The organism is Chelativorans sp. AA-79 (assembly GCF_029457495.1).
In the GTDB taxonomy this organism is placed as follows: Bacteria; Pseudomonadota; Alphaproteobacteria; order Rhizobiales; family Rhizobiaceae; genus Chelativorans.
The window spans coordinates 119,642-144,883 of record NZ_CP120361.1; the positions used below are offsets into that span (position 1 = coordinate 119,642).

General features: G+C 65.2%; 27 protein-coding genes and 1 tRNA gene. 13 read left to right on the top strand and 15 right to left on the bottom strand.

Going from position 1 to position 25,242, the window contains the following annotated elements; genetic code table 11:
- Window positions 1–35: 35 nt before the first annotated feature.
- The 6 genes from PVE73_RS00550 to PVE73_RS00575 all read right to left on the bottom strand — a co-directional run bounded on the left by PVE73_RS00550 (window position 36) and on the right by PVE73_RS00575 (window position 5,385).
- Window positions 36–1,064, bottom strand: coding sequence for a glucokinase (locus tag PVE73_RS00550; protein ID WP_277365075.1), 1,029 nt, complete (start codon window positions 1,062–1,064; stop codon window positions 36–38).
- Window positions 1,065–1,092: 28 nt separating this feature from the next.
- Window positions 1,093–1,434 (bottom strand): methylglyoxal synthase, encoded by a 342-nt coding sequence (locus tag PVE73_RS00555; protein ID WP_277367296.1) that lies wholly within the window; start codon window positions 1,432–1,434, stop codon window positions 1,093–1,095.
- Window positions 1,435–1,582: 148 nt separating this feature from the next.
- A complete protein-coding gene (mepA, locus tag PVE73_RS00560; RefSeq protein ID WP_277365076.1) occupies window positions 1,583–2,617 on the bottom strand; it encodes a penicillin-insensitive murein endopeptidase in 1,035 nt (344 codons plus the stop codon).
- Between the two features lie 34 nt (window positions 2,618–2,651).
- Window positions 2,652–3,545 carry an SDR family oxidoreductase gene (locus PVE73_RS00565; protein ID WP_277365077.1) on the bottom strand — a complete coding sequence of 298 codons (894 nt, stop codon included), beginning with the start codon at window positions 3,543–3,545 and terminating at the stop codon, window positions 2,652–2,654.
- Complete coding sequence (gene queG, locus PVE73_RS00570) at window positions 3,545–4,696, bottom strand: tRNA epoxyqueuosine(34) reductase QueG (RefSeq protein ID WP_277365078.1); 1,152 nt, start codon at window positions 4,694–4,696, stop codon at window positions 3,545–3,547. The genes PVE73_RS00565 and queG overlap by 1 nt, the downstream gene beginning before the upstream one ends.
- Window positions 4,696–5,385 carry a glutathione S-transferase family protein gene (locus PVE73_RS00575; RefSeq protein WP_277367297.1) on the bottom strand — a complete coding sequence of 230 codons (690 nt, stop codon included), beginning with the start codon at window positions 5,383–5,385 and terminating at the stop codon, window positions 4,696–4,698. The genes queG and PVE73_RS00575 overlap by 1 nt, the downstream gene beginning before the upstream one ends.
- A gap of 134 nt (window positions 5,386–5,519) precedes the next feature.
- Here PVE73_RS00575 and PVE73_RS00580 point away from each other — a divergent pair, with 134 nt between their 5' ends.
- Window positions 5,520–6,326: an undecaprenyl-diphosphate phosphatase gene (locus tag PVE73_RS00580; RefSeq protein WP_277365079.1), complete on the top strand. Its 807-nt coding sequence runs from the start codon at window positions 5,520–5,522 to the stop codon at window positions 6,324–6,326.
- 3 nt (window positions 6,327–6,329) lie between these two features.
- Here PVE73_RS00580 and PVE73_RS00585 read toward each other — a convergent pair whose 3' ends face one another.
- The gene (locus tag PVE73_RS00585) at window positions 6,330–7,097 is read right to left on the bottom strand and encodes a sulfite exporter TauE/SafE family protein (protein ID WP_277365080.1); all 768 of its coding nucleotides are present in this window, start codon (window positions 7,095–7,097) and stop codon (window positions 6,330–6,332) included.
- 11 nt (window positions 7,098–7,108) lie between these two features.
- Window positions 7,109–8,080 carry a complex I NDUFA9 subunit family protein gene (locus PVE73_RS00590; protein WP_277365081.1) on the bottom strand — a complete coding sequence of 324 codons (972 nt, stop codon included), beginning with the start codon at window positions 8,078–8,080 and terminating at the stop codon, window positions 7,109–7,111.
- 214 nt (window positions 8,081–8,294) lie between these two features.
- Between PVE73_RS00590 and gyrB the strand changes: the two genes are divergently transcribed.
- Complete coding sequence (gene gyrB, locus PVE73_RS00595) at window positions 8,295–10,742, top strand: DNA topoisomerase (ATP-hydrolyzing) subunit B (RefSeq protein ID WP_277365082.1); 2,448 nt, start codon at window positions 8,295–8,297, stop codon at window positions 10,740–10,742.
- A gap of 60 nt (window positions 10,743–10,802) precedes the next feature.
- Window positions 10,803–11,006 (top strand): SlyX family protein, encoded by a 204-nt coding sequence (locus PVE73_RS00600; protein WP_277365083.1) that lies wholly within the window; start codon window positions 10,803–10,805, stop codon window positions 11,004–11,006.
- 174 nt (window positions 11,007–11,180) lie between these two features.
- On the opposite strand, the gene rpsA is transcribed toward PVE73_RS00600, so the two are convergent.
- From rpsA to aroA, 3 genes are all read right to left on the bottom strand, one after another.
- Window positions 11,181–12,890, bottom strand: a complete 1,710-nt coding sequence (rpsA, locus tag PVE73_RS00605; RefSeq protein ID WP_277365084.1) for a 30S ribosomal protein S1 — start codon at window positions 12,888–12,890, stop codon at window positions 11,181–11,183.
- Between the two features lie 247 nt (window positions 12,891–13,137).
- On the bottom strand, window positions 13,138–13,788 hold the full coding sequence (cmk, locus tag PVE73_RS00610; RefSeq protein WP_277365085.1) for a (d)CMP kinase: 651 nt from the start codon (window positions 13,786–13,788) through the stop codon (window positions 13,138–13,140).
- A gap of 98 nt (window positions 13,789–13,886) precedes the next feature.
- A complete protein-coding gene (gene aroA, locus PVE73_RS00615; RefSeq protein ID WP_277365086.1) occupies window positions 13,887–15,227 on the bottom strand; it encodes a 3-phosphoshikimate 1-carboxyvinyltransferase in 1,341 nt (446 codons plus the stop codon).
- A 233-nt stretch (window positions 15,228–15,460) separates the two neighbouring features.
- On the opposite strand from aroA, the gene PVE73_RS00620 reads away from it, so the two are divergent.
- Both PVE73_RS00620 and PVE73_RS00625 read left to right on the top strand, forming a co-directional pair.
- A complete protein-coding gene (locus PVE73_RS00620) occupies window positions 15,461–15,841 on the top strand; it encodes a TIGR02300 family protein (protein WP_277365087.1) in 381 nt (126 codons plus the stop codon).
- Between the two features lie 145 nt (window positions 15,842–15,986).
- Window positions 15,987–16,062, top strand: a tRNA-Ala gene (locus tag PVE73_RS00625).
- A 40-nt stretch (window positions 16,063–16,102) separates the two neighbouring features.
- Here PVE73_RS00625 and PVE73_RS00630 read toward each other — a convergent pair.
- Window positions 16,103–16,246 (bottom strand): hypothetical protein, encoded by a 144-nt coding sequence (locus PVE73_RS00630; protein ID WP_277365088.1) that lies wholly within the window; start codon window positions 16,244–16,246, stop codon window positions 16,103–16,105.
- Window positions 16,247–16,503: 257 nt separating this feature from the next.
- Between PVE73_RS00630 and PVE73_RS00635 the strand changes: the two genes are divergently transcribed.
- Together PVE73_RS00635 and PVE73_RS00640 are read left to right on the top strand one after the other, a co-directional pair.
- Complete coding sequence (locus PVE73_RS00635) at window positions 16,504–16,752, top strand: DUF982 domain-containing protein (protein WP_277365089.1); 249 nt, start codon at window positions 16,504–16,506, stop codon at window positions 16,750–16,752.
- 123 nt (window positions 16,753–16,875) lie between these two features.
- Window positions 16,876–17,085 (top strand): hypothetical protein, encoded by a 210-nt coding sequence (locus PVE73_RS00640; RefSeq protein ID WP_277365090.1) that lies wholly within the window; start codon window positions 16,876–16,878, stop codon window positions 17,083–17,085.
- Window positions 17,086–17,143: 58 nt separating this feature from the next.
- On the opposite strand, the gene PVE73_RS00645 is transcribed toward PVE73_RS00640, so the two are convergent.
- The 3 genes from PVE73_RS00645 to PVE73_RS00655 form a co-directional block, all read right to left on the bottom strand.
- The gene (locus PVE73_RS00645; RefSeq protein WP_277365091.1) at window positions 17,144–17,656 is read right to left on the bottom strand and encodes a hypothetical protein; all 513 of its coding nucleotides are present in this window, start codon (window positions 17,654–17,656) and stop codon (window positions 17,144–17,146) included.
- A gap of 13 nt (window positions 17,657–17,669) precedes the next feature.
- A complete protein-coding gene (locus PVE73_RS00650; protein WP_277365092.1) occupies window positions 17,670–18,296 on the bottom strand; it encodes an ABATE domain-containing protein in 627 nt (208 codons plus the stop codon).
- Between the two features lie 112 nt (window positions 18,297–18,408).
- Window positions 18,409–18,888: a pyridoxamine 5'-phosphate oxidase family protein gene (locus tag PVE73_RS00655; RefSeq protein ID WP_277365093.1), complete on the bottom strand. Its 480-nt coding sequence runs from the start codon at window positions 18,886–18,888 to the stop codon at window positions 18,409–18,411.
- Between the two features lie 164 nt (window positions 18,889–19,052).
- Between PVE73_RS00655 and PVE73_RS00660 the strand changes: the two genes are divergently transcribed.
- From PVE73_RS00660 to deoA, 6 genes are read left to right on the top strand one after another with little or no spacing between them, the layout of a single operon-like run.
- Window positions 19,053–20,585: an ABC transporter ATP-binding protein gene (locus PVE73_RS00660; RefSeq protein WP_277365094.1), complete on the top strand. Its 1,533-nt coding sequence runs from the start codon at window positions 19,053–19,055 to the stop codon at window positions 20,583–20,585.
- The gene (locus PVE73_RS00665; protein ID WP_277365095.1) at window positions 20,582–21,721 is read left to right on the top strand and encodes an ABC transporter permease; all 1,140 of its coding nucleotides are present in this window, start codon (window positions 20,582–20,584) and stop codon (window positions 21,719–21,721) included. The genes PVE73_RS00660 and PVE73_RS00665 overlap by 4 nt, the downstream gene beginning before the upstream one ends.
- Entirely contained in the window at window positions 21,721–22,692 is a 972-nt protein-coding gene (locus tag PVE73_RS00670; RefSeq protein WP_277365096.1) for an ABC transporter permease, read from the top strand. The genes PVE73_RS00665 and PVE73_RS00670 overlap by 1 nt, the downstream gene beginning before the upstream one ends.
- Complete coding sequence (locus tag PVE73_RS00675; RefSeq protein ID WP_277365097.1) at window positions 22,692–23,087, top strand: cytidine deaminase; 396 nt, start codon at window positions 22,692–22,694, stop codon at window positions 23,085–23,087. The genes PVE73_RS00670 and PVE73_RS00675 overlap by 1 nt, the downstream gene beginning before the upstream one ends.
- Window positions 23,084–23,890, top strand: a complete 807-nt coding sequence (locus tag PVE73_RS00680) for a purine-nucleoside phosphorylase (protein ID WP_277365098.1) — start codon at window positions 23,084–23,086, stop codon at window positions 23,888–23,890. The genes PVE73_RS00675 and PVE73_RS00680 overlap by 4 nt, the downstream gene beginning before the upstream one ends.
- 3 nt (window positions 23,891–23,893) lie before the next feature.
- Window positions 23,894–25,210, top strand: coding sequence for a thymidine phosphorylase (gene deoA, locus PVE73_RS00685; protein ID WP_277365099.1), 1,317 nt, complete (start codon window positions 23,894–23,896; stop codon window positions 25,208–25,210).
- Window positions 25,211–25,242 lie beyond the last annotated feature (32 nt).

Consider the following 25,242-nt stretch of genomic DNA (forward strand, 5'->3'; position numbering starts at 1 on the left):
GCAATTGCAGGCAGGCAACAGGCGGTATCAGACGCTCAGCGCTCCCGCCAACGCCGTCCCACCGTTTCAACGCCGAATCGCGCCGGCGTGCGCGCATAGGCCGCAAGGCCCTGGAGGGCGGCCATCGGGTGCGTGATGACGAAGACCGGCATGGAAGCCATCAGCGCGTTGTGGGGCGCCTTGTCCTCGAAAGCAGTGCGAAAGAGCCCGTTCTGCAAAGCCGGCACGATCTTCTGGGCGATGCCTCCGGTGAGGAACACGCCGCCGCGGCTCATGAAGATCAGGCCCAGATCGCCCGCGATGCGGCCGAGATAGGTGACGAAGAGGTCGAGCGTCTCGGCTGCCACAGCATCGCTGCCGGCCAGTGCCGCGGTCGTGATCTCCGCCGGTGTCGTGAAGCCGGCTTTCTTGCCGTCCGCCTTGGCGATGGCGTGGTAGAGGTTCACGATCCCGCGGCCGCAGAGCACCTGCTCGCCGGAGACACGACCGCCGATCTTCTCCAGATGCGGGAAAATCTCGTCGTCGCGCGCCGTACGCGGCCCGAGATCGATATGGCCGCCCTCGCCGGGGATGGGAATCCAAGTCCGGCGGGCGTGGACCAGGCCGGCGACACCGAGGCCGGTGCCGGGCCCCAGGACGACGCGGCTTCCCACCGTCTCCGCATTGCCGCCGCCGATCTTCTCCAAATGCTCCTCGCCGAGCGCGACCACGGCCAGCGCCTGGGCCTCGAAGTCGTTGAGCACGACCACGTCGCTGAAGCCCAGACTGGCCATCATCTCGCGCGGACGGACCACCCAGTGCGCGTTGGTGAGGTCGATCTCGTCCCCGTCCACGGGACCGGCGACCGCCAGCACGGCCGAACGGGGGATGAGATGCGTCTGATCGAGGATCGCAGCCTGGATCGCGTCTTCGATGGTCGGATAGTCGGCCGTCTGGACGACGGGGAATTCCCGCGGCTCGGCATAGGTGTCCACCACGATGGCGAAGCGCGCATTCGTGCCGCCGATGTCGCCGATCAGGATCGGGAAGTCGAGCATCACGTCATGATCGGTCGAATACGCCATCTCGCCTCGAAGCCTCCTTGCCCAGCTCTCACGCCGCGGGCTTGCCCGCTTCTTCCAATCCTAGAATGTTCTTGGCCGTGGCACGGTTCAAGGCCATCGGTATATCGTAGACGATGGCGAGCCGCATTAGCGCCTTCACATCCACATCATGCGGCATGGGCGTGAGCGGGTCGACGAAAAAGATGACGAGGTCGATCGCCCGCTCCGCGATCAGAGCCCCGATCTGCTGGTCGCCGCCGAGCGGCCCGCTTTTCAACCGTCTTATGGTCAGATCGGGACAGGCTTCCGCGACGCGCCCGCCGGTCGTGCCCGTGGCGACCAGGTCGCAGCCCGCGAGCCAAGCCCGGTGGTCGCGCGCAAACGCCACCATGTCGTCCTTTTTCTGGTCATGCGCGATCAGCGCAACACGTCTGACTGCCAAAACGGTCTTCCACGGCTTGCCGGGCTTCTAAATCGGTTGAAGCTCTATAGGCGAGCGAGGCGGCCATGAAAAGCCGCTTACGCTCTTCCGGAGAGATTTAGCGATAGGGCCTCGGAGAGGGACGCGGTATCTCCGTCGGCTGCAGCGAAAGCAGGAGCGAGGCCGGATCCGCCGCCTGCACCGCCGCAGATGCAGCCGACGCATAGAAGGGCACCTGGCCCGAGTCGACCAATGTGGCCGATGCTTCCGAAGGCGGCGAGGGCGCGGCAAGCACGCCCTTGCAGGCGGCGGGCAGCGCCGCCATGGTCATGACGTCCCGCGCCTTCGGCTTTTGTGGTCCCTTCGCTGGTTTCCAGGGTTCGTCGGTGAACCACCAGGCCAGCGACTTGTCGCAGCCGTCGCTTCTGGGGGGCGGGTTCTGGCTCTTGCAGCCGGGCGAGCCCTTCGGACAGCCGATGCGGATATGGAAGTGGTAGTTGTGGCCCCAGAAGGGACGGATCTTGCTGAGCCAACTCCGGTCGCCCGTCACGGTATCGCACAGCTTCTTCTTGATGCCGGGATGGACCAGGATCCGTTCCACCTCCGAGTAGCTCGCAGCCTGCTTGAGCAGCGCCGCATGGGCCGGTGTCCAGCGGCTTTCGTCCACATAGAGCGAGTTCTCCTTGATCATGGAGACGGCGCTGATTTTCTCACGCTCCAGAACGGTCATGCGGCGGTTGGGCATGGGGGTGAACCAGATATCGGCATCGAGCCCGATCTGGTGCGACGCATGGCCCGTTAGCATCGGCCCGCCACGAGGCTGGGAAATGTCGCCGATGAGGAGCCCCGGCCAGCCGACCGCCGCCGCGTCGTGCGAGAAGCGTTCGAGCAGGCGGATGAGGTCCGGATGGCCCCAGCGCCGATTGCGCGAAAGCCGCATGGCCTGCCAATGCTCGCCATCGGGCGCGATCGCCACCCCGCCGGCGAAGCAGCCCTTGGAATAGAAGCCGTAGGAGGCCGGCCGGGTGGCCGCCGGCAGGGTCTTGGCCCCGAAAAGCTCCTTAGCGAGCGGCTCGGCCTTGGCCGGGACCGCCCACGCAAGGGCAGACAGGAGGCCGGCACCAGCCAGCCGTATGATCGAGAATTGCCGCATCTTTCGCTCCTGGTTCGGCCAGGGTTGCGGCGAATCATAGCATATTTGCGGCAGACTCGCCCCTCCAGTCGCCGGCCTTCCATATCGCTTCCAACGCATGGCGATAGTTCGGGTAGCGCAACTCGTACCCCGAGGCCTTGAGTTTTCCGTTCGAAACACGTTTGCATTCGGAATAGAAGGACCGGCCCATCGGGCTCAAATCCGCTTGATCGAAGGGGACTTCCGGCGGCGGGTCCATGCCCATCAATCGCGCCGCATAGGCAACCACGTCCTGCGCCGGCGCGGGTTCCTCATCGGACAGGTTAAAGATGCCGCCGGCCTTCATCCGCATCAGGTGGCGCGTGGCGCCTGCGATATCCTCCACATGGATGCGGTTGAAGACCTGGCCGGGCTTCACGATACGTCTTGCCGTCCCTTCGGAGAAATTGACGAATGCATTGCGCCCCGGCCCATAAATGCCGGGAAGGCGCAGGATGGCAACAGGAACGCCGGTCTGCCTGCCGAAGGTCAGCCACGCATCCTCGGCCTCAAGGCGCTGGCGCGAGCGGGAAGAGGAGGGCCGGCATTCGCTTTCTTCATCCACCCACGCGCCGCCGTGGTCGCCGTAGACGCCGACGGTGGAGAGGTAGCCGACCCATTCCAGGTTCGGGATGCCGCCGCTGAGCGCTCGCAGGTCGGCCAGCACCGGATCTCCTCCCTCGCCGGGCGCGATCGAGATGATGAGGTGCGTTGCCTCCTGTAGCGCCTGCTTCGTTTCGCCTCCGAAACCCTCCCCCGCATAGAGAAGCGGCCTGATGCCGAGGCGGGAGAGTGCCTCCGCATTGTCCGCACTGCGGGTGGTGCCCGCCAGGAAATCCGCTTGCGGCGCGAGCGCGCGGCCGATCGCCCGGCCGCTGTAGCCCGCGCCGAATATGAGGACGCGTCGCATCAGGCGAGCACCTCCTGCTCGGCCCGGTCCCATTCGGCCTGCACTTCCGGATCGCCTTCGATGGGCCGCAGGCGCCTCGCCAAGGCGTCGAAGGCGGCAGGGTCCAGGAGCCGCGAAAGCGCCCAGACGGCGGCACCGCGAACGAGCGGCGCTTCGTCACGCGCGAGGCGCTCGCACCGGGGGATGAGGTCCCGCGCATCGGAATTGCCCGCCGCGATCAGCACGTTGCGGACGAAGCGATCGCGGCCGATGCGTTTTACCGGCGAACCGGAGAAGAATGCCCGGAAAGCCCGATCGTCCAGGTCCAGCAGATCGGCCAGTGCGGGCGCCTTCAGGTCTTCGCGCGCCTGGAGCTTGGCTTCGGAGGCGGTCCGGGCGAACTTGTTCCACGGGCAGACGGCGAGGCAATCGTCGCAGCCATAGATGCGGTTTCCCATCTTCGCGCGGAACTCATGAGGGATCGGCCCCTTGTGTTCAATGGTGAGATAGGAGATGCAGCGCCGCGCGTCGAGTTGATAGGGTGCGGGAAAGGCCTCGGTCGGGCAGATGTCCAGGCAGGCGCGGCAGGAGCCGCAATGGTCCGTCTCGGGTCTGTCGGGCGCTATCTCGACGGTGGTGAAGATCGAGCCGAGGAACAGCCAGGAGCCCAGTTCCCGGCTCACCAGGTTCGTGTGCTTGCCCTGCCAGCCGAGCCCGGCGGCGGCGGCAAGCGGCTTCTCCATCACCGGTGCGGTGTCCACGAAGACCTTCACATCCTCGCCGGCTTTTGCGGCGAGCTTGCCGGCGACCTGCTTCAACCGGCCCTTGATCAGGTCATGGTAATCGCGATTCCGCGCATAGACGGAGATGGCCGCCCTGTCCCTTTGTTCGAGGACCGGCAGCGGGTCCTCCTCGGGCCCGTAATTCATGCCGAGCATCACGATGGAGCGCACATCCGGCCAGAGCGCGCGCGGGCGGGCGCGGCGCATGGCCGTTTCCGCCATCCATTCCATGCTGCCGTGCCGGCCTTCGCTCAGGAATTCGGCAAGCCGCGCCGGGGCCGAAGGCGCGGCGTCGGGCGTGGTGAAGGCCACCATGTCGAAACCTGCCGCGCGCGCCTCCCTCCCGATGAACGCGCGCAGCCGTTCCGGCTCGGCTCGCGCGGTACGCATCAGAAATCCAGATCCGAGTAGTGGGAGGCGGGCGAGACCCCCCGCACGCGGTCGTTCAGGAGGGAACGGAAGGAGGGACGCGACTTCATGCGACTGTACCAGTCGCGCGCGGCCTCGAATTCGCGCCAGTCTATCTCGCCGAGATAGTCGAGGATCGAGAGCGCAGCAGCAGCAGCCGCATCGGCATAGGAAAGGCGCGGCCCGGCCAGCCAGTCCCGCGTCGCCGCCAGCCAGTTCGTATATTTCAGGTGCTGGCGCACATTGGCGCGCGCGGTGCGGATCGCGCCTGAATCGGGGGAGCCGCCGCCTTCTCCGCCCATCAAGGGCTTGAGTGCCCGCTCGCGCACGAGGTGCTTGGTAACTTCGTTCTCCATCTTGACGAGATACCAGTCGACAAGCCGGCGGATCTCTGCCCGGGTCAAGGGATCCTCCGCCATAAGCCGCCGCTGGCGCTGCAGCGCGCCGCGCGTCTCGTCGATATATTCAGCAATCACCGTGGCGCCGATGATGGCATGATCCCCTTCCGCCAGGAGGACGGGGATGGTGCCGGCCGGATTGAGCGAGAGGAATTCCTTGCGCCGCGCCCACGGGCGCTCCTCGATCAAGGCCAGATCCTCGCCGTATTCGCCAAAGGCGAGGCGCACGAAGCGGCAGGAAGCATAAAGTGAATGATGGAACAGCGTCAGCATTGTCGCACTACTCATGTACGCTCTGGCCATTTTCCGGCCGCAACGGTAATCCTCGGATTGCCTGATTCCAGGCCCTCCGCCGAGCTATAGGGGGAGATGCCAAGCCTGACAAGCAAGCCCGACAAGGAGAAATCGTGGCGGAACAGACCATTGCTGAGGCGCTCCTGCTGGGTGTGCTGGAGGGGCTGACCGAATTCATACCTGTCTCCTCGACCGGGCACATCCTGCTCGCCGGCCATTTTCTCGGATTCGAATCCACAGGCAAGGCGTTCGAAATCCTGATCCAGCTCGGCGCCATCCTGGCGATTCTGAGCGTCTACGCCACACGGCTCTGGAAGATGCTGGTCTCGCTGCCCGGCGACCCCGCCACAAGGCGTTTCGTTCTCGGCATCCTGATCGCCTTCCTGCCCGCCGCAATCATCGGCGTGCTCGCCTACAGGATCATCAAGACGGTGCTGTTCGAGACGCCGATGCTGATCTGCGTCATGCTGATCCTGGGCGGCATCGTGCTCCTGTGGGTGGATCGCTGGGTGAAGGTGCCCCGCTACCGCGACATCACGCAGTTTCCACTTTCGGTATACCTCAAGATAGGCCTGTTCCAGTGCCTGTCCATGATCCCCGGCACGTCGCGCTCCGGCTCCACGATCGTCGGCGCGTTGCTGCTCGGCGTGGAAAAGCGCGCGGCGGCGGAGTTCTCGTTCTTCCTCGCCATGCCCACCATGACCGGCGCCTTCGCCTACGATCTTTACAAGAATTACAACGTACTGACCGCGGCTGACCTTCAGATCATCGGCGTGGGCTTCATCGCCGCCTTCGTGGCGGCGCTCTTCGTGGTGCGCTCGCTGCTCGATTTCGTCTCCCGGCGCGGCTACGGCCTGTTCGGCTGGTGGCGCATTCTCGTCGGCGGGCTGGGGCTGATCGCGCTGCTCACAGTCGGCTGACGGTCAAAGGAGTCCCGCGAGCCCCTGCCGGACAAGGTTCAGCGCGAGCAGGGTGAGGCCGATGCGGAACCAGCGGCGGAAGCGCTCCTCAGGCAATTTTTCCAGCAGCCCGGTGCCGTAGATCGTGCCGAGATAGCCCGAGCCGACCATCAGAAGGATGAAGGGCAGCCACTCGGCGAAGGCAAAGCCGGCGAGTGCGAAGCCTATCACCTTCAGCGCATGCTGCACCGTCATGCCGGCGGCATGTGTCGCGATCAGCGCCTTCCGGTCGTCCGGGATCAATTGCGCGAAGAAGGCCGAGAGAAGCGGACCGGTCGCGCCCAGGAGCATGCCGAGAAGCGCCATGACCGCGCTGCCAACCGCCAGCCCCGCATGGCTGAGGCGGGCCAGGCCGGGAATTTTCCCCCATGTAACGGCGATGACGAAGAGGCCCAGCGCCAGCTTCAGCACCGAATCGGGAAGCTGGACAACAAAATAGACGCCGGCCACCGCCCCCACGAGGCTTCCGGCTATGAAGGGCGCGGCAAAGCCCTGCACGATGTGCATCCGCTGCCGCCAGGCCCGGCCGGTGTTCGAACCGAGCTGAACCGCGCCATGCACGGGGATCAGTGCGGAAACGGGAACGAAGAAGCCGAGCAGGGCCAGCATGGCGATGCCGCCGCCGACGCCGAAGGTGGCGGTCAACGCCGAGGTGAAGAAGCTGGCGACGACGAGGAATGCTCCCGAAAGGGCGCCGATGCCCTCCGGCAGGAAAAACGCCAGGGCGTCCAAGCCGCGCCCGCTTACATCTGCGGCTGCGTGAACTGCCCTGCCGGCCGGTAGGTCCAAAGATAGGTGGGCAGGATGGCGCTCAGCGTGTGGCGCGGAATGCCGAGCCCTTCCAGGGTGAGGCCGCGCTTCTTCGCCTCCTCCGACACCACATTGTCGACTTCGAGCATATGCACCTGGTCGAGCGTGAGGAGCGGCTTCGGCAGAAGCCCGAGGATGCGACCCTGCAGGCGGGCAATCGGCCAGGGCACGGAGATGAAGCTCCGCTTGCGCTCGATCACCTCCAGCATCTCTTCCATGCATTCGCGGAAGGTCAGGACCTGTGGGCCGCCGAGTTCGTAGATCGCGCCGCCCTTCAGTTTGCCGTCGACGGCGCGCGCATAAGCCTCCGCCACGTCACCCACATAGACCGGCTGGAATCTCGTGTGCCCGCCGCCGATGAGCGGAAGGAAGGGCGAGAAGCGGGCCATGTTGGCGAAACGATTGAAGAACTTGTCCTCCGGCCCGAAGATGATGGAAGGGCGGATGATGACGGCGTTCTTCACCGTCTCCAGCGCGGCCTGCTCCCCCTCGGCCTTGGTGCGGCCATAGGTGCCGGGCGAATCGGGATCGGCGCCGATGGCCGATGCCTGGGTCAGACCGGCGCCCGCGGCACGCGTGGCCTCGGCCACCGCGCGAGCCCCGAAGCTCTGGACCGCTTCAAAGCGCTGACGGCCGGATTCGTGCAGGATGCCGACCAGATTGATGACGTGATCGGCCCCTTCCACCGCGCGGTCCACCGACCAGCGGTAACGCACATTGGCCTGGATGGCATGCACCTGACCCATATTGCCGAGCGTGTTCACATGGATTGCCGTATGCGGATTGCGGCAGGCGACGCGTACGCGGTAGCCTCTGCGCGTCAGCGCGAGCACCACATGCCGCCCGACGAAGCCGGAGCCGCCGAACACAGTGACGAGCTTTGGTTTCTCGCTGATGATGGCCATGGACGCCTCGGGATTTGGTTGTGTGCCTGCCTGCGCTTCATAATGCCTTTCGCGGCAAAGGCAAAGGGCGCTTCACGCCGGATGCGTCCCCAGGCCGGTCAGCCGGCAAAACTTGGAAAAACAGGCTGGAAGCCCTATATTTTAGACATCTTCGGCTGCTGATTCGCAGCCATCCCATGATGCCCCGAGGGGCGCCCCTTAACGAAAGCATCTGATGAGCGCTACGCCCGAAACAATCCCCGGCGAATCTGCCGAATACGGTGCTGAATCCATCAAGGTTCTCAAGGGCCTGGACGCCGTACGCAAGCGGCCCGGCATGTATATCGGCGATACCGACGACGGCTCCGGCCTGCACCACATGGTCTACGAGGTGGTGGACAACGCCATCGACGAGGCGCTGGCCGGCCACGCCACGCTCGTGACTGTGGCCCTCAACCCAGACGGTTCCTGCACCGTGACCGACAACGGCCGGGGCATCCCGACCGAAATCCATACCGGTGAGGGCGTCTCCGCGGCCGAGGTCATCATGACCCACCTCCATGCGGGCGGCAAGTTCGACCAGAATTCCTACAAGGTCTCAGGCGGCCTGCATGGCGTGGGCGTTTCCGTGGTCAATGCCCTTTCGAGCTGGTTGAAGCTGAAGATCCGCCGCAAGGGGCAGATCCACGAAATGAGCTTCACCCACGGTGTGCCGGACGCTCCGCTCGCCGTCACCGGTGACGCGGGCGCGGAGACCGGCACGGAGGTGAGCTTCCTGCCCTCCAGCGAAACCTTCACCATGACCGAATTCGACTACGGCACGCTAGAGCATCGCCTGCGCGAGTTGGCCTTCCTCAATTCCGGGGTGCGAATTCTCCTGAGCGATCGCCGCCATGCGGATGTGAAGGAGCAGGTCTTTCTCTACGACGGCGGCATCATCGAATTCGTGAAATATCTCGACCGCGCCAAGAAGCCGCTGATCGCCGATCCGATAGCTATCTCCGGTGAGCGCGACGGCATCACCGTCGAGGTGGCCATGTGGTGGAACGAATCCTACCACGAGAACGTGCTGGCCTTCACCAACAACATCCCGCAGCGCGACGGCGGCACACATATGGCGGGTTTCCGCGGTGCGCTGACCAGGCAGGTCACGAACTATGGCGAAGTCTCGGGCCTCACCAAGAAGGAAAAGGTCTCGCTGACGGGCGACGACTGCCGAGAGGGCCTGACGGCGGTTCTCTCCGTAAAGGTTCCGGATCCGAAATTCTCCTCGCAGACCAAGGACAAGCTGGTTTCCTCAGAGGTGCGACCGGTCGTGGAAAGCCTCGTCAACGAGGCGCTCGGCACCTGGCTTGAAGAGCATCCGGGCGAAGCCAGGATCCTTGTCGGCAAGGTGGTGGAGGCGGCCGCCGCGCGCGAGGCCGCGCGCAAGGCGCGAGAGCTCACGCGGCGCAAGGGCGTGCTCGACATCACGTCGCTGCCAGGCAAGCTTGCCGACTGCCAGGAGCGGGATCCGGCGAAGTCGGAGATCTTCATCGTCGAAGGCGACTCGGCCGGCGGTTCCGCCAAATCTGGCCGTTCGCGCAAGAACCAGGCGATTCTGCCGCTGCGCGGCAAGATCCTGAACGTGGAGCGCGCGCGTTTCGACCGCATGCTCTCCTCCGACATGATCGGCACCTTGATCACCGCGCTCGGCACCGGTATCGGCAAGGACGAGTTCAACGCGGACAAGCTGCGCTACCACAAGATCATCATCATGACGGACGCCGACGTGGACGGCGCCCATATCCGCACGCTGCTGCTTACCTTCTTCTTCAGGCAGATGCCGGACCTGATCGAGCGCGGGCACCTCTATATCGCCCAGCCGCCGCTCTATAAGGTCACCCGCGGCAAGTCGGTGCAGTATATCAAGGACGAAGCAGCCTTCGAGGAGTTCCTCATCGACACGGGCCTTGAGCAAGCGTCTCTGGAGCTCTCCACTGGGGAGGTTCGCTCAGGCCAGGACCTGAAGCAGGTGATCGAGGATGCGCGCGCCGTGCGCGGCCTCGTCAACGGCCTCCACACACGGTACGATCGCGCCGTGGTCGAGCAGGCGGCAATTGCAGGTGCGCTCAATGCGGCGGTGCTGGCCGATCCGGGCCGGGCAGCGGAGGCCGCCACCTATGTAGCGCGCCGCCTCGACATCATCTCGGAAGAGACCGAGCGTGGCTGGGAAGGCCGGATCAACCCGTCCAATGACGGGACGGGCGGCTATCTCTTCGAGCGCACGGTGCGCGGCGTTCGCGACGTGGTCATACTCGATGCGGCGCTGATAGGCTCGGCCGACGCCCGCGCTATCGACCGGTACACGCCGCGCCTGCAGGAGGTCTTTGCAAAACCGCCCGTGCTCCGGCGCAACGACAAGTCCGAGGTTGTCTCCGGTCCGATGGCCCTGCTCGATGCCATCTTCGCCACCGGCCGCAAAGGACTTACCATGCAGCGCTACAAGGGCCTGGGTGAGATGAATGCCGAGCAGCTCTGGGAGACGACGCTCGATCCGGATGCCCGCTCGCTGCTGCAGGTGAAAGTCGCCGACGCCACCGATGCGGACGCACTCTTCGCCCGCCTGATGGGCGACGAGGTGGAACCGCGCCGCGAGTTCATCCAGGAAAACGCGCTCTCGGTCGCCAATCTGGACGTTTAGGCGCAGCTTCCGGGAGATGGTTCTGACGGCGGCCGACCAGGCCGCGCCAAGGGCAAGGTCATGCAACAGGACCGTTTGGAGAAACTCGAGCTTCTTGCCGCCGAACAGGAACGGACGATCGAGGAGCTTTCCGAGCAGCTTGCGCGGCAGTGGGCTCTCATCGAACGCATGCAGAAGAAGCTCGACCTTCTGAGCGAGCGGTTCTTCGCACTTGAAGAGCGCACGGCGCCTGACATCCCTGTCACCAAGCCGCCGCATTGGTAGGAACTGTTGCGGCGGGAGTGCCCGTGGCGAGGACGGAGTGCCCCTGCTATGCCGTCTATCCGTCACCGGGCGAATAGTCGGGCGCCATTGTCGCCAACCACACATGAACGAAAAAGCCCTCGCGTGCTTTCGGCACGCGAGGGCTCCCTGGAGAAGTTATGAAACAGGGAAGAACTACTCCTCCTTGTCGCCGCCCTGCTTCTTGAGCGCGGCACCCAGGATATCGCCGAGCGAGGCGCCGGAGTCGGTCGAGCCGAACTGGGCCACCGCTTCCTTCTCCTCGGCGATTTCCAGCGCCTTGATCGAGACGTTGATCCTGCGCGTCTTCTTGTCGAACATCGTCACGCGGGCATCCACCTTCTGGCCGACGGCGAAGCGCTCGGGGCGCTGCTCGTCGCGGTCACGCGAAAGGTCGGAGCGCTTGATGAAGGCATCCAGGTCATGGTCGACCAGGCGCACCTCAAGTCCGCCGTCCTTCACCGCCGTGACCTCGCAGGTGACGACCGCATTCTTGCGCAGGTCGCCGGAGGCCACCGCCTCGCCCACCGCGTCGCGGCCGAGCTGCTTGATGCCGAGAGAAATACGCTCCTTCTCGATGTCGACGTCGAGAACCTGCGCCTGCACGACATCACCGCGGTTGTACTCCTCGATCACCTGCTCGCCGGGGCGCGACCAGTCGAGGTCGGAGAGGTGGACCATGCCGTCCACGTCGCCTTCCAGCCCGATGAAGAGGCCGAATTCGGTCTTGTTCTTGACCTCGCCCTCGACCTGGCTGCCCACCGGATGGTTGCGGGCGAAGGCTTCCCACGGGTTCTCCAGCGTCTGCTTGAGGCCCAGCGAGATGCGGCGCTTGACCGGGTCGACCTCGAGCACGACCACCTCGACCTCCTGCGTGGTCGACAGGATCTTGCCCGGGTGCACGTTCTTCTTGGTCCATGACATCTCGGAGACGTGGATGAGGCCCTCGATGCCCGGCTCCAGCTCCACGAAGGCGCCGTAGTCGGTGATGTTGGTCACGCGGCCTGCAACCTTCTTGCCGAGCGGATACTTCGCGCCGATGCCTTCCCACGGATCGGCCTCGAGCTGCTTCATACCGAGCGAGATGCGGTGCGTCTCCTGGTTGATGCGGATGATCTGCACCTTCACCGTCTGGCCGATATTGAGGATCTCGGTCGGATGGTTGACGCGGCGCCATGCCATGTCGGTGACGTGCAGCAGGCCGTCGATGCCGCCGAGGTCGACGAACGCACCGTAGTCGGTGATGTTCTTGACCACACCCTCGACCACCTGGCCTTCCTCGAGGTTCTGCACGATCTCCGAGCGCTGCTCGGCGCGGCTTTCTTCAAGGACGGTCCGGCGCGAGACGACGATGTTGCCGCGGCGCTTGTCCATCTTGAGGATTTCGAAGGGCTGCGGCGTGTGCATGAGGGGCGTCACGTCGCGGATCGGGCGAATGTCCACCTGGCTGCGCGGCAGGAAGGCCACGGCACCATCCAGATCGACGGTGAAGCCGCCCTTGACCTGGTTGAAGATGACGCCTTCGACGCGCTCGCCTTTGTTGAATTTCTCTTCGAGCTTGACCCAGCTCTCCTCGCGGCGGGCCTTCTCGCGGGAAAGCATCGCCTCGCCCAGCGCGTTCTCGATGCGCTCGACATAGACCTCGACCTCGTCGCCGGGCTTGAGCTGGCCGTCCTTGGCCCTGGCGCCGAATTCCTTCAGCGGAACGCGCCCCTCGACCTTCAGGCCGACATCGATGATGGCCATGTCCTTTTCGATGGCCGTGATCACGCCTTTGACGACAGAGCCCTCGGAGGCGTCGCGCTCGGTAAAGGATTGTTCGAGAAGGCTCGCAAAATCATCGCGAGACGGATTGAGTTGTGACATTGATTCTCCTGAAAACGTCCCGGTTTGCGGGACGATGCGCCGGCGGGTTGGCGTTGCGTCAGGTCTTGCCCAAGCATCCGGCCCTCTCGGGCCAAGGCCGCTTCCAGCGGCAATCCGGCGCATGGGGTGCGGGCAGACCGGTTTTTCATTCCTTATGGAACGCGATCGGAAACACCGTCTCCAATTGCGTTACACAAAACCAAACAGCACCCGCCGCTCCCCTCGGGAAGCCGCCGGCGCCATCCATTCAGATCCCGTTTCGCGCCGCCAGGGCCTTTTCCACCAGGGACCGGGCCGCGAGAAACGCGGTCTCTATATCCATTTCGGTGGTGTCTAGCAAGTGCGCATCCGCAGCCGGTCTCAGCGGACTGTCCGTGCGGCCCATGTCGCGCGCGTCGCGACGCTCCACATCGGCGAGGATCTCCGAGTATTCGGCATCGCCGCCCCCGGCCAGAATCTCGCGCCAGCGGCGCTCGGCACGGACGGAGGCGCTTGCCGTCACATATAGTTTCACATCCGCCTCGGGGCAAACCACCGTACCTATATCGCGGCCGTCGAGCACGACACCAGGCGGCATTCCGGCAAATTCGCGCTGCTTTTCCACCAGCGCCCGGCGCACCGCCGGGATGACCGCGACCGTCGACGCCGCCTCGCCCACGCCGTGCGCAGAAAGCAGCCGGCGGTCGAGCAAGCCGATATCCAGGGCGCGTGCGGCTTCTTCCGCTGCCGCCGTGTCGTCGAGCGGCAGGCCGGCATCGAGCAGGGCCTTTGCCACAGCCCGGTAGCCCAGGCCTGAATCGAGATGGTGCAGCCCGAAATGCGCCGCAAGCCTGCGCGCGAGCGTGCCCTTGCCGGACGCAGCCGGCCCGTCGATGGCGATGATGAAGCTTTTCGTCATGCGCCGCTTGAAGCCGATAACGAAGCGGGAGGCAAGCCGCCTCGCAACGCGATGATCAATTTTGCGCCGGATGCGGCACTTGCAGACGCCGGGCCGATTTACTCGATCTCCGCCCCCAGCCCCCTCATCAGGTCCATGAATTCAGGGAAGCTGGTGGCGATCATCGAGCGGTCGTCGATGGTCACGGGCTTTTCCGTCGCGAGACCCAGCACCAGGAACGCCATGGCGATGCGGTGATCGAGATGGGTGGCGACCGTCCCGCCGCCCAGGCGCTTGCCATCGGGCCGTCCGCGCACGGAAAGGGACGCCTCGCCTTCCGTACAGTCGACGTCGTTCGCCTTGAGCCCCTCGGCCACGGCGGAGAGGCGGTCGGATTCCTTCACCCGCAGCTCTTCGAGCCCGTGCATCACGGTCTCGCCCTCGGCGAAACTCGCCGCGACAGCCAGCACCGGATATTCGTCGATCATGGAGGGCGCGCGCTCCGGCGGCACCGTCACGCCCTTGAGCTCGGAGGATCGGATGCGCAGATCCGCCACGTCCTCGCCGCCGGCGGAACGGCGGTTCAGGAGTTCGATCTCCGCGCCCATCTCCTGCAGCGTGAGGATCAGGCCCGTGCGCGTGGGGTTCATCAGCACGTTCTCTATGACAATATCGGATCCCGGCACGATGAGCGCGGCGACCAGCGGGAAGGCGCAGGACGAGGGATCGCCCGGCACGGCGATCACCTGGCCCTGCAGCTTTCCCTGGCCCTCGATGCGGATCTGACGGCTGCCCTCCGCATCCGTCTCCACCTCGATCGCAGCGCCGAAGCCTTGCAGCATCTTCTCGGTATGGTCGCGGGTCATCACGGGTTCGATGACGGTGGTGATCCCCGGCGTGTTGAGGGCTGCAAGCAGAACCGCCGATTTCACCTGGGCGGAGGCCATCGGCACGCGATAGGTGACCGGCACGGCATGCTTCGGTCCCTTGAGCGTGATGGGCAGGCGATCGCCCGGCCCGGCTTCGGGCACCTGCACGCCCATCCGGCGGAGCGGATCGAGCACCCGGCCCATCGGACGCTTGGAAAGCGAAGGGTCGCCGACGAAGCGCGTGGTCATGTCGTAAGTGCCGACCAGCCCCATGGTGAGCCGCACGCCCGTGCCGGCATTGCCGAAATCGAGCGGCGCAGCCGGTTCCATGAGGCAGCCATTGCCCGTGCCCCGCACGGTCCAGGTTCCCTCCCGCTGCTCGATCAGCGCGCCCATGGCCTTCATGGCCTCGGCGGTGCGAAGCACGTCCTCGCCCTCCAGCAGGCCGCTGATGCGGGTATCGCCGGAGGCGAGCCCGCCGAACATGAGGGAGCGGTGCGAGATGGACTTGTCTCCCGGCACGCGCACTCTGCCTGAAAGGCCTTGCGACCGGCGGCTGAGCGCGGGCTGGCGCGGCGAATGATGGGTCATCGGCTTCCCTCCGGGGCGGCATGCATAGGACCGAGCCTCTAGCATGTCGGAAAAGGCCGGTCATCCCCCATGAATTCGGGCTGGCGCGGAGGCATGGAACGGGCCATCTATTAGGCTTTGACAGGCGCACGATCTGTGGTTATGGGACCCCGAAAAGACATGGCGGTGGCGGCGCTGGTCCCCCGCCGGACGAGCCGGTTCATCAGGCCGGCCAAAGGACAAGAGGCAAGACGGTGGTTAAACCCGAACTCGGCACAAAACGCATCTGCCCGGAGACGGGCCGCAAATTCTACGATCTGAACAAGGATCCGATCGTGTCGCCCTATACGGGCAACTCTTATCCGCGCAGCTTTTTCGAATCCGGCGCGGAAAAGTTGGTCGAGGAAGATGAGGAGATCGAGGAGAAGGAACTGGACGCGGAGGACGGTCCGGAAATCGTCTCTCTCGAGGAGGCGGACGAGGAGACCAAGAGCGACGACACCGACCTGCCCGACATCGATGACGAAGAGGTCGATCTCGGGGACGACGACGACACCTTCCTCGAAGAGGAGGAGGAAGACAACGATGATGTGTCTGACATCATCAGTGTGGGCGAGGAGGATGACGAGCACTGAAGCCGGGGACTGCCAATTCAACAGTCCAACTTCAATTGCGGACTTGATTCTGCGGGCGGTCGGGTTTAGAAGCCGCCAGCATCTTCGGCGAAAGCCGAAAGACCTCTTTCGCCGGAGACGGCGGCGGTTCGCAAGAGCCGAGTGTGGGGCCATAGCTCAGTTGGGAGAGCGCTTGAATGGCATTCAAGAGGTCAGGGGTTCGACTCCCCTTGGCTCCACCAATTCCTGTCCTGCCATGATATGAAGAAGGGGATCTGAGGCCTAGCTGCGGTCTCTCGAGACGAGGGCATATGCCGCGCCAAGGGCTACGCCGATAGCGATTCCCACCGGCATATCATCGAACAGCGCTTCGCCCAGGGCCGCTCCCAGTCCGACACCGATCGCAATGCTCAGGCCAACATTCATGGACGACACCTCCAGAGCCGGTAACGGGATCTGAGAAGAAGCTGCGAGGAGGCCACTGAAGTGCCTGCGCCATGCGCGCTGCTTCGGCAACCCCGTCTTGCGCCCTTTTCGCACGGGCGATGCCGTTCTCCAACGGGGTGTGGCGGTGAATGCCTGGAAGCCCGTTCTGATTGCCTGCAGCCGGCGGCCATCCGCGCTGACCCCGCGCCGCTGACGCGGCCCAAGGGAACCGCAGCGGCAATTCCACGTTCACCGGCATGAACATTGGGCATTGGAATGAACCGGTTACGGTGCGTCTCGGCCGCTCCGGCGCGATGGTCGATGCAATCGATTCCGCGCTCGCCGCCCTTCAGGTCCTCATTCACCAGTGGCCCGTCCAAGGCGGCCCCGCCCATGCGAACGCCTGCGACATCTGCTTCGCTGCGCTCGACGGGACAGCGGATCCCGAGGCGGCACGGCTGGCCTTTAAGGAGGCAGCAATGGAGGCGGATATTCTGGCAGAGTGATGAGCTTTTCAGCCTTTCCGCGCCCTGGTGCGAGCCACCCGCCCGACTTCCTCCGGCCGCGCGGCGATTGTTAGCCGCGACAAAACAATTGACGTTCAGAGACTTCATCCGCTAGCGTTGCCCATGCCCTATCGCCGCAAAGCTAAAGAAGCTGGCATTCTGAACCCGGTCGAGGTGGAACTGCTGGGGCGTGTCTTCGACACGACAGCGGTGCCGGGCGAAACCGAACATGATCGCGAGACGCGCGCTTCGCGCATTCTCGGATACTACCTCGCCGGAATCACCGACGAAGAAGAGCTGGTCGGCCTCGCGAAGCAGCCGCTCGGCCGGTAGGGCGAGGCCTCCGGCACTACAGTGATTTTGCCTGAACCTCTAAACCTGTATCCCCGGGCTATTCTGCGGTGCGCCGCGCCCCCGCTGCTTCGGGATTACGGTGATAGCCGGGGCCGACGGTCAGCGGAGCGTCGGGAACGATCGTATCGCTGATCTGGCTCTTGTAGCTTCGCTCCGCCTCCCAAAGGAGCTGCTTGCGTTTGCGATCATAGACCCGGATCGCCACGCGATAGGCCTTGCCGGCTTCCACACCGCGGATCGAGGGCGAGCGCAGGGAGTAGCGGTCCGTCATCGTGCTCACGCGCTCGGATACCGTGTGCGGAGGCCCGCCTGCCGGGTCCTCGAAGCTTGCTTCGATGATAGAACCGCTCGCAAGCGGGCGCACCACCTGGGCCGTGAAGCCGTAATAGACGTCGGCGATGCGGTAGTTGTACATAAAGCCGCCGCCCATGATCTTCAGGTAAGCCTTGTCGGACGGGTCCTCGCGGGAGAACCAGCCCGCCACGAAGAGGACGGCGCAGAGCGCCAGGGCGATGCACAGGACCTTTTTCTCGGACCATCTCCAGCGCATCCTTCCCCTCCCGTCAAGCGCCGTGCCGCGCGGCGTAGCGGCGCGCCTTGGCCGCGCCGCCGCAATGCTCCATGCTGCACCAGCGGCGCGAGGCGTTCTTCGTCTCGTCGTAGAACAGCCAGCCGCAGCCATCCGGCCCTGGGCACGCCTTCACCCGTTTCAGGTCCTCCCGGGCGAGAAGATCGGCCGCCGACAGCGCTACCGCGCAAGCCGGCAAGTGCAGGTCTATCCGCATCGCGTCCCATGTCCATGAGAAGCCCTGGTCCGTTTCGGCGAGAACCTGCCGCCCGTTCGCCTCGTGCAGCCAATCATTGAGGAGCCGCATCTCGGGTTTCGGCGCGGACGCCTTGTCCATGACGCTGCGGAAGATCCCATAAAGCGCCTCGCGAAGCGCGATCGCTGCCTCACGCGCCTGCGCCGCCTCGGCGGGAGCCGCCTCGGCCCGTGCCGCGAGCCGGCCCAGCGCCGCGGGCTCGAATAGGCGCATTTGCCTGCTCCAACCGAGCACCTCTCGGAAACCCGGCAAATAGTCCCTCGTGGCGGGCCTCGTCCGGCTGTTCACCGTGTTGACGAAATTGAGGCACAGCCTGCCACCAAAGAAAAACGGCACGGGCCCACCCGCCGCCAGTGATGCGTTCATCGGCACCTCCGCTTTTGCGTAACCAGCTAAATTCCTTTTGCTGGTTACGTCAAGCGGTGATGTGGCGTCGCGGACCAGCGGGTACCTTGCGCCCGTTCTCGTCGTGCCGGCGTTAGAGTTCGACCTTTACATTCTCGCCCATGGCCGGGCGGGCGCCGGAGACGGCGGCCGCGGCCATTTTCACATAGCTGATGACGGTACCGGGACTGACCCAATACTGGGCGTCCTGCGGGACCACCTTGAGCACGCGGATACTCGGATCGTCCGGACTCTGCCACCAGGCTTTTGCGGGCGTCGACCACAATTCGCGCACCTTTCCGCGGTCGTTCGACACCTCGGCAATGCCGCTCAGGGAAAGATAGGTCTGTCTGCCGGTATCGGCGAAGGCCAGGACCACGTGCGGATCGCGGTCGAGCTCCTCCTTCTTGTGGCTGTCGGCATCCGTCAGGAAATAGATGACACGCGTCTCGGCGTCGAAATGGGCCGCCATGGGGCGCGCACGCAGCATGTCACCGTCACGGCTCGCCAGCATGCATATGCCGATCTTGCGGATCAGCTCCCACACGCGTTCTTCCTTGTCCGTTTCCGCCATCGGGCACTCTCCATCGTTGGTTTACCAGTGGAACAACCCCGCTCGGCCCTTGTTCCCCTGCGGTGCGGACAATCCGCCCGCGCCCGCATCGCGGTCCCGGTTGGCAGCCCAAAAGCCGCATGCTACCTGTTGACCAAACGATAAAATCGCAGGGAAAAGCTGGCATGGGGAACGCCGCGATCGAGCTGGTTGGCATCGACAAGAGCTTCGGCACGGTCCACGCCAACCGGAACATCAGCCTGAAGGTTCCGGCCGGCACGATCCACGGCATCATCGGCGAGAACGGGGCGGGCAAATCCACCCTGATGTCGATCCTCTACGGCTTCTACCAGGCCGACCGGGGCCAGATCCTCGTGCGCGGCGAGAGGGCGAAGATCCAGACGCCGAGCGACGCCATTGCGCTCGGCATCGGCATGGTGCACCAGCATTTCATGCTTGTGCATAATTTCACGGTGATCGAGAACATCATCCTCGGTGCCGAGGGCGAGGCACTGCTCAACACCTCCATCGCCAAGGCGCGCTCGGAGCTGGAGCGGCTGGAGCGCGACTATGGGCTGGAAGTGGACCCCGACGCGGTGGTGGACGACCTGCCCGTGGGCCTGCAGCAGCGGGTGGAGATCCTGAAGGCGCTCTACCGCGGCGCCGAGGTGCTCATCCTCGACGAGCCGACGGGGGTGCTGACGCCGGCCGAGGCCGACCATCTCTTCCGCATCCTCCGCCAGCTCAAGGAGGAGGGCAAGACCGTCGTCCTCATCACACACAAGCTGCGCGAGATCATGGCCGTTACCGACAATGTCTCCGTCATGCGCCAGGGGGCGTTGGTCGCCACCCGCAAGACCAGCCAGACCACCGTCGAGGAACTCGCCGAATTGATGGTGGGCCGCCGGGTGCTTCTGCGCGTGGAGAAGGGACCGGCCGCCCCCGGCGAGGTCCTCCTCTCGGTCAAGAACCTCACCGTGAAGGATTCGCGCGGTGTCACCATGGTGGACAACGTCTCCTTCGACCTGCGCGCCGGCGAGATCGTGGGCATCGCCGGCATTGCCGGCAACGGCCAGTCGGAACTCCTCGAAGCCATCACCGGGATCCGCAAGGCGGTCTCCGGCACGGTGACGCTCGACGGCAGGCCCGTGGACCTCACGGGTGCGGCCGATCCCGCGGACTTGCGCGCCCGCGGCCTCGCCCACGTACCGGAGGATCGGCATCACATGGGCCTCGTTCTGCCCTTCGATGAAAGCGAGAACTCCATCCTCGGCTATCACCGGCAGGAAAAGTACGCCAAGGGTCCCTTTCTCGACATCAATGCGATTCGCAACGACGCTCGGGAGAAGATCGGCAAATTCGACATCCGCCCGCCCGATCCCCTCCTGAAGACAGCCAATTTCTCCGGCGGCAACCAGCAGAAGATCGTGCTCGCCCGCGAGATCGAGCAGGATCCCAGGGTGCTCGTCGTCGGTCAGCCCACGCGCGGCGTGGATGTCGGCGCCATCGAGTTCATCCACAAGCGGCTGATCGAGATGCGCGACCGGGGAAAAGCCGTACTTCTCGTCTCCGTCGAGCTTGACGAGATCCGTTCTTTGTCGGACCGCATTCTCGTCATGTTCGGAGGCCGCATCGTCGGCGAGCGCGACGGGGAGGCGACCGAGGGCGAACTCGGCCTTCTCATGGCGGGCGTGGAAGAAGAGGAGGCGGCCGCGTGAGCGCGCCATACGCAAAGCTGCCGGCCTGGGCCGATTACGGGCTCATCCCCCTCATCAATCTTACGGTCGCCTTCATCGTCGCCGGCCTCGTCGTGCTGCTCATCGGCGAGAATCCCTTCCGCGCCGCCGCGATCCTGATCGACGGGGCGCTGGGGCGCGGGCAGGCCATCGCCTACACGCTCTATTACGCCACGAGCTTCATCTTCACCGGGCTCGCGGTCGCCGTCGCCTTCCATTGCAGCCTCTTCAATATTGGCGGCGAGGGGCAGGCCTATATCGGTGGGCTTGGCGTGGCGCTCGCCTGCCTCGCCTTCGACGGCATCCTCCCGTGGTGGCTCACCTTTCCTCTGGCGATCGCCGGCGCTGCGGTCTTCGGTGCGGCCTGGGCCTTCATCCCGGCCTATCTGCAGGCAAAGCGCGGCTCGCACATCGTGATCACCACCATCATGTTTAACTTTATCGCCGCGAGCGTGATGGTCTATCTCCTCGTGAACGTCTTGAAACCCGCCGCCAGCCAGGCGCCGCAGACGCGCACCTTCCTGGAGGGCGGACAGCTTCCCAAGCTCAATTTCCTGCTCGAGGCCATCGGGCTTTCGGTGCGCTCCTCGCCCTTCAACCTCTCCTTCCTGCTGGCGCTCCTCGCCGCCTTCCTCGTCTGGGTGCTCATCTGGCGCACGCAGCTCGGTTACGAGATCCGCACGCGCGGTCACAGTCCGAAGGCGGCGCGCTACGCGGGCATCAGCGAGGCGCGCGTGATCGTCATCACCATGCTGATCTCCGGCGCGCTGGCCGGCATGATGGCTCTCAACCCGGTCATGGGCGACCAGAACCGGCTGACGATCGACTTTGTCACCGGTGCGGGCTTCGTGGGCATCGCCGTGGCCCTGATGGGCCGCTCGCACCCGGCGGGCATCGTGCCCGCGGCCATCCTCTTCGGCATCCTCTACCAGGGCGGCGCGGAACTCGCCTTCGAGATGCCCGGCATCTCGCGCGACATGATCGTCATCATCCAGGGCCTCGTCATCCTCTTCGCGGGGGCGCTCGAAAACATGTTCCGGCCGAGCCTTCAGACGCTGTTCGCCAGCCTCCGTCCAGCCTCGGTCGTGGCCGAGGCGAAGCAGGGGGAGCGGGCCTGATGGAGATCTTTCACACGCTCGTCTTCCTGCTCGATTCCACCGTTCGCGTCTCGGTACCGCTGCTGCTCGCGGCACTTGCCGGCCTCTATTCGGAGCGCTCCGGCGTCTTCGATATCGGGCTTGAAGGCAAGATGCTCGGGGGCGCCTTCGCCGCCGGAGCGGCGGCGGCCGTCTCCGGCTCCGCCTGGATCGGCCTTGCCGCGGCGGTTCTCATCGCTGTCTTCCTCTCGCTGGTGCACGGCTTCGCCTCGGTCACCCATCGCGGCAACCAGATCGTCTCGGGCGTGGCGATCAACTTCATTGCCGCCGGCTCCACCATCATCCTCGGCCAAGCCTGGTTCAGTCAGGGCGGGCGCACGCCGCTTCTCGCCAGCGAGGCGCGTTTCGGCGCGATTCAGTTGCCGTTTGCGGAAGCCCTGAGCGGTGTGCCTGTCATCGGCGAGATTTATTCCGACCTCCTCTCCGGCCATTCCCTCATAGCTTATGTCGCGTTCCTGCTCGTGCCCTTCACCTGGTGGGTGCTGTTCCGCACCCGCTTCGGGCTGCGGCTCAGGGCCGTTGGCGAGAGCCCCGCCGCAGTGGACACGGCCGGCATCTCCGTTGCCTGGCTGCGCTATCGGGCGCTCATATGCACGGGCATTCTCACCGGCCTCGCCGGCACCTATCTCGCGCTGTCGCAAAATGCGGGCTTCGTGAAGGACATGACCGCCGGGCGCGGCTTCATCGCGCTTGCCGCCCTCATCTTCGCCAAATGGCGGCCGGTACCCGTCATGTTCGCCTGTTTGCTCTTCGGCTTTCTCGATGCCTTTTCGATACGCGTCCAGGGCTCGCCATTGCCGCTCATCGGCCAGGTGCCGGTGCAGTTCATGCAGGCGCTGCCCTATATCCTCACCGTCATCCTGCTCGCCGGCTTCATCGGCAAGGCCGAGCCGCCGCGGGCGGGCGGTGTCCCCTATGTGAAGGAGCGCTGATGAGTACGGACGAGCTTTTCGCCGCCGCCAAGGCCGCGATGGAACGGGCTTATGCGCCCTATTCGCGCTTTCCCGTCGGTGCCGCGATCCGTACGGACACAGGCGCTGTCTACGCCGGATGCAACATCGAGAACGCCTCCTATCCGGAAGGCTGGTGCGCCGAGACCACTGCACTCGGCCACATGGTCATGGCGGGCGGGGGACGCGTCTGCGAGATCGCCGTGGTGGCGGAGAAGATGCCGAGGATCATGCCGTGCGGCGGCTGTCGGCAGCGCCTTTCGGAATTTACCACCGCAGATGCCAAGCTCCATCTGTGCGACACGGAAGGCGTTGTGGAGACCGTGCCCTTCTCCTCCATCTTCCCGCGTGCTTTCGATCTGGAGTCCCGCGCATGAAGGACACCGTGGACATTCTCGTCGAGCGGCTCGGCGGACTCGCGCCACGGCTGGCCATCGTTCTCGGCTCCGGTCTCGGCAAGCTGGCCGACGGACTGGCGAAACCCGTGCGCGTCCCCTATGCGGACCTGCCCGGTTTTCCGCAGAGCGGGGTGACAGGCCATGCGGGCGAGCTCGTCGCGGGCTATTTCGACGGCATCCCGGTCGTCATGCTTGCCGGCCGCGCGCACTATTACGAGCACGGCAACGCCGCCGCCATGCGTCCCGCTCTGGAAGTCCTGGCGGGCATAGGGGTCGTCGCGCTCATCCTCACCAACGCCGCGGGCTCGCTCCGGACCGACATGCCGCCGGGCTCGGTGATGCTCATCGAGGACCACATCAACTATTCCGGCGCGAACCCGCTGATCGGCGAGCAAAGGGAGGCCCGCTTCGTCGGCATGAGCGAGGCCTATGACCGGGAGCTGCGCCAAACACTGGAGCAGGCGGCAGGCAAAGCCGGCGAGACGCTGCACAAGGGCGTCTATATGTGGTTCTCCGGCCCCAGCTTCGAAACGCCGGCCGAAATCCGCATGGCACGCATTCTCGGTGCCGACGCCGTCGGCATGTCCACCGTGCCGGAGGTGATCCTCGCCCGTTTCCTGGGCCTGCGAGTCGCCGCCTGTTCGGTAGTTACCAACCTCGCCGCCGGCATGGCCACGGGCGAGCTTTCGCATGAGGAGACGAAGGACATGGCACCGGTGGGCGGAGCCAAGCTCGCAAGAGTGCTCACTCAATTCGTGCGCGATAGCGCGGCGGAGATCTGATCCATGCCGCTGCCGCAGGAAACCATCCGCAGGAAACGCGACGGCAAGGCGCTGTCTGAGGCCGAGATCGCCGACTTTGCCGAGGGCCTCGCCTCTGGCTCCTGGAGCGAGGGGCAGGTAGCGGCCCTCGCCATGGCCATCATCCTCAACGGCATGGAGCGCGAGGAGACCGTCGCGCTCACCCTTGCAATGCGCGATTCGGGTGACGTGCTCGACTGGTCCTCCCTGCCGGGGCCGGTCACCGACAAGCACTCTACAGGCGGCGTGGGCGACAATGTCTCGCTCATGCTCGCGCCCATCGTGGCCGCCTGCGGCGCCTATGTGCCGATGATCTCGGGGCGTGGGCTCGGGCATACGGGCGGCACGCTCGACAAGATGGATTCCATCCCCGGCTATCGCAGCCAGCCCACGCAGGCGGATTTCGAAAAGACCGTGCGCGCCGCCGGCTGCGCCATTATCGGCCAGACCGGGGATCTGGCACCGGCCGACCGCCGCTTCTATGCGATCCGAGACATCACCGGCACCGTGGAATCGATCCCGCTCATTACGGCCTCGATCCTCTCCAAAAAGCTCGCCGCCGGCCTGCAATCGCTGGTGCTGGACGTAAAATCCGGCAACGGCGCCTTCATGGCGCAGAGGCGCGACGCCGTGGCGCTCGCCGCAAGTCTGGTGCAGGTGGCGCAGGGCGCAGGCCTTTCGGCAAGCGCCCTCATAACCGACATGAACGAGCCGCTCGCCACGGCGGCCGGCAATGCGGTCGAGGTGCGCAACGCCGTCGATTTCCTCACCGGCAAGGCGCGCGACCGGCGGCTCGAAGAGGTCACGCTAGAGCTCGCGGCGGAGATGTTGACGGCCGCCGGAATAGCGGGCGGCGTGGATGATGCGCGCAAGCGCGCCCGCCAGGCTCTCGAAGACGGCACCGCTGCCGAGCGCTTCGGCAAAATGGTGTCCGCGCTTGGCGGCCCGGCCGATTTCGTGGAGCGCATGGAGGGATATCTGCCCCGCGCACCGGAGCAAATTGCGGTGAAGGCCGATCGGAACGGATTCGCCGCCGGTATCGACACACGGGCCCTCGGCATCGCCGTGGTCGAACTCGGCGGGGGCCGGCGCAAGCCCGAAGACGTCATCGACCACGCAGTCGGCCTCACCGCCACACAGCCGATCGGCGCAGAAATCCGCTGCGGCGATCCGCTTGCGATCGTGCACGCCCGGACGGCGGACGATGCCGAGCGGGCAGCCGAAGCGGTACGCCGGGCCTACCATCTGGCCGATGGGCGGCCCTCCATGGAGCCGCCGGTCCTGGATAAGTTCTCCGGGTGATTGCAGGCGGCGGATTTGCGTGAGCCTCACGG

Excerpts from the sequence above, each read along its gene's own strand:
- PVE73_RS00550 (WP_277365075.1), bottom strand. The coding sequence starts at position 1,064 with ATGGCGTATTCGACCGATCATGACGTGATGCTCGACTTCCCGATCCTG.
- PVE73_RS00640 (WP_277365090.1), top strand. The coding sequence starts at position 16,876 with ATGCCCTATCGCCGCAAAGCTAAAGAAGCTGGCATTCTGAACCCGGTC.
- PVE73_RS00565 (WP_277365077.1), bottom strand. The coding sequence starts at position 3,545 with ATGCGACGCGTCCTCATATTCGGCGCGGGCTACAGCGGCCGGGCGATC.
- PVE73_RS00650 (WP_277365092.1), bottom strand. The coding sequence starts at position 18,296 with ATGAACGCATCACTGGCGGCGGGTGGGCCCGTGCCGTTTTTCTTTGGT.
- PVE73_RS00655 (WP_277365093.1), bottom strand. The coding sequence starts at position 18,888 with ATGGCGGAAACGGACAAGGAAGAACGCGTGTGGGAGCTGATCCGCAAG.
- PVE73_RS00680 (WP_277365098.1), top strand. The coding sequence starts at position 23,084 with ATGAAGGACACCGTGGACATTCTCGTCGAGCGGCTCGGCGGACTCGCG.
- queG (WP_277365078.1), bottom strand. The coding sequence starts at position 4,696 with ATGCGTACCGCGCGAGCCGAGCCGGAACGGCTGCGCGCGTTCATCGGG.
- PVE73_RS00635 (WP_277365089.1), top strand. The coding sequence starts at position 16,504 with ATGAACATTGGGCATTGGAATGAACCGGTTACGGTGCGTCTCGGCCGC.
- PVE73_RS00670 (WP_277365096.1), top strand. The coding sequence starts at position 21,721 with ATGGAGATCTTTCACACGCTCGTCTTCCTGCTCGATTCCACCGTTCGC.
- cmk (WP_277365085.1), bottom strand. The coding sequence starts at position 13,788 with ATGACGAAAAGCTTCATCATCGCCATCGACGGGCCGGCTGCGTCCGGC.
- PVE73_RS00630 (WP_277365088.1), bottom strand. The coding sequence starts at position 16,246 with ATGAATGTTGGCCTGAGCATTGCGATCGGTGTCGGACTGGGAGCGGCC.
- aroA (WP_277365086.1), bottom strand. The coding sequence starts at position 15,227 with ATGACCCATCATTCGCCGCGCCAGCCCGCGCTCAGCCGCCGGTCGCAA.
- PVE73_RS00555 (WP_277367296.1), bottom strand. The coding sequence starts at position 1,434 with ATGGTGGCGTTTGCGCGCGACCACCGGGCTTGGCTCGCGGGCTGCGAC.
- PVE73_RS00590 (WP_277365081.1), bottom strand. The coding sequence starts at position 8,080 with ATGGCCATCATCAGCGAGAAACCAAAGCTCGTCACTGTGTTCGGCGGC.
- mepA (WP_277365076.1), bottom strand. The coding sequence starts at position 2,617 with ATGCGGCAATTCTCGATCATACGGCTGGCTGGTGCCGGCCTCCTGTCT.
- gyrB (WP_277365082.1), top strand. The coding sequence starts at position 8,295 with ATGAGCGCTACGCCCGAAACAATCCCCGGCGAATCTGCCGAATACGGT.
- deoA (WP_277365099.1), top strand. The coding sequence starts at position 23,894 with ATGCCGCTGCCGCAGGAAACCATCCGCAGGAAACGCGACGGCAAGGCG.
- rpsA (WP_277365084.1), bottom strand. The coding sequence starts at position 12,890 with ATGTCACAACTCAATCCGTCTCGCGATGATTTTGCGAGCCTTCTCGAA.
- PVE73_RS00575 (WP_277367297.1), bottom strand. The coding sequence starts at position 5,385 with ATGCTGACGCTGTTCCATCATTCACTTTATGCTTCCTGCCGCTTCGTG.
- PVE73_RS00645 (WP_277365091.1), bottom strand. The coding sequence starts at position 17,656 with ATGCGCTGGAGATGGTCCGAGAAAAAGGTCCTGTGCATCGCCCTGGCG.
- PVE73_RS00660 (WP_277365094.1), top strand. The coding sequence starts at position 19,053 with ATGGGGAACGCCGCGATCGAGCTGGTTGGCATCGACAAGAGCTTCGGC.
- PVE73_RS00600 (WP_277365083.1), top strand. The coding sequence starts at position 10,803 with ATGCAACAGGACCGTTTGGAGAAACTCGAGCTTCTTGCCGCCGAACAG.
- PVE73_RS00675 (WP_277365097.1), top strand. The coding sequence starts at position 22,692 with ATGAGTACGGACGAGCTTTTCGCCGCCGCCAAGGCCGCGATGGAACGG.